This is a genomic window from Neisseria sp. P0021.S006 (genome assembly GCF_051956895.1).
In genome coordinates this window covers 1-1,730 of record NZ_JBQCWZ010000261.1, presented here as the reverse complement: position 1 = coordinate 1,730, position 1,730 = coordinate 1, and the positions used below count along the sequence as shown (strand labels likewise).

Annotated in this window: 2 protein-coding genes; both read right to left on the bottom strand. The window is 46.9% G+C overall.

Annotated elements, in window-relative coordinates:
• Nucleotides 1-74 precede the first annotated feature (74 nt).
• Nucleotides 75-1,250, bottom strand: a complete 1,176-nt coding sequence (gene hemW, locus ACTHUM_RS13155; RefSeq protein ID WP_440403077.1) for a radical SAM family heme chaperone HemW — start codon at nucleotides 1,248-1,250, stop codon at nucleotides 75-77.
• A gap of 96 nt (nucleotides 1,251-1,346) precedes the next feature.
• Nucleotides 1,347-1,730 (bottom strand): thioredoxin family protein (locus tag ACTHUM_RS13150; RefSeq protein ID WP_440403076.1); only part of this gene is annotated, 384 nt, incomplete at its 5' end.

Genomic DNA, 1,730 nt, shown 5'->3' with positions numbered 1-1,730 from the left:
CAATTATTCTGATTGTATTTTCTTGTGGAAAATTAAGCAGATCTAAAAATGTTTTAGCTGTTGTAAAACCGCATTTATAAAAAACACTGTAACAAATCGTTTAAGAACACACGGCCTTGCTCGGTTGGGCGGAACACAGTCGGGTCTGATTCAAGCAGGCCTTTTTGTCTGGCGGTTTCGATTTGTGCCATGATTTTTGCAGTGGGTACACCGGTACGTTCTTGCAGCATTGCGGCAGGTACGCCGTCGGTCAGGCGTAGGGCGTTCATCATGAATTCGAATGGAAGGTCTTCGGCAGCAACAGTTTTGCGTTCGACTGCTTCATGCGGATTGCTCTGCATGGCGGCAAGATAGTCGTTGGGATGGCGACGGCGGACAGTTCGCTCGATACGGTCGGGATAGGAAATTTTGCCGTGCGCACCCGCGCCTATCCCTAAGTAATCGCCGAACTGCCAATAGTTCAAATTATGGCGGCACTGCATGGCAGGTTTTGCAAAAGCCGATGTTTCATAGTGGATAAAGCCTGCGCTTTCCAATGCGCCGTGTACGGCATCTTCAATATCCAATGCTGCTTCATCTTGTGGCAATCCTTTGGGCGGCGTATGACCAAAAGGCGTGTTCGGTTCCATTGTCAGATGATATGCGCTGATATGAGATACGCCTGTTGCGATAGCCGTTTGCACATCGTTTAAGGCCGTCTGAACCGTTTGGTTTGGCAGGGCATACATCAAATCGATATTGACTTTATCAAATAATTTCAATGCAGTATCAATAGCTGTCAGGGCTTCTTTGCCATTGTGAACGCGTCCTAATCGAGCAAGCATATCGTCGTTAAAACTCTGCACACCGATAGACAGGCGCGTAATGCCTGCGTCTTTAAACCCTTGAAACTTCTCAATTTCAAATGTGCCCGGGTTCGCTTCTAAAGTAATTTCCGCTTCGGGTTGCAAGCGCAACAGCGAACGCACGCCGCTTAATAAACGGTCAATCGATTCTGCTTGAAACAGGCTGGGTGTGCCGCCGCCGAAAAATATGGTTTCCACTGGTCTGCCCCAAATATTGGGCAATTCAAGCTGCAGGTCGGTTAATAGGGCATCGATATAGGCTTCTTCCGGCAGGCCGTTTTTCAGGCTGTGGGAATTGAAGTCGCAATACGGGCATTTTTTGATGCACCAAGGAATATGGATATAGAGTGATAAAGGAGGTAGGGCGGTTAGCTGGCCAGGGCGTTGGAAAGTGATTTGGGTCATGGTATGTGTTGAGGCTCAAGGCCGTCTGAAATTTTTAGGCCATTATTTTAACTGAAATGTCGGCTGGGAAAGTAATCAGTAGGAAATTTGCGAAGTCTAAGCGCTCAAAAAGGCTTCAATTTCTTCTTCTGATAATTTGGAATTGCAGACGGCTTTTATTTTGCCTTGTGAGATTTTGAGTAGAGCGGGAACAGTTTGGATGCCGTGTTGTTCACGAAAAGTTTTTAAAGCTGCTTTGTTGCTGCTGTCGGTAAAGTGGATGGTAAGCTGTTTGTTTAAGGAAACGGTAGACAGTTTTGCAACAAAACGGCGACAGTATGAACAGCTTGGTTTGCCTAAAAAGACGATAGCAGTTTCTTGACTGTCAATGAGTTGCAGAAGTTCGTCAGGTATGGTGGGGATGAAGGCAGCGACGTGTTTGGCAAAGGCTGCCAAGTCTGCAGGTGAGGGTTTGGGCATGGGAATGAATGTGAGGTAGGC

Excerpts from the sequence above, each read along its gene's own strand:
- hemW (WP_440403077.1), bottom strand. The coding sequence starts at position 1,250 with ATGACCCAAATCACTTTCCAACGCCCTGGCCAGCTAACCGCCCTACCT.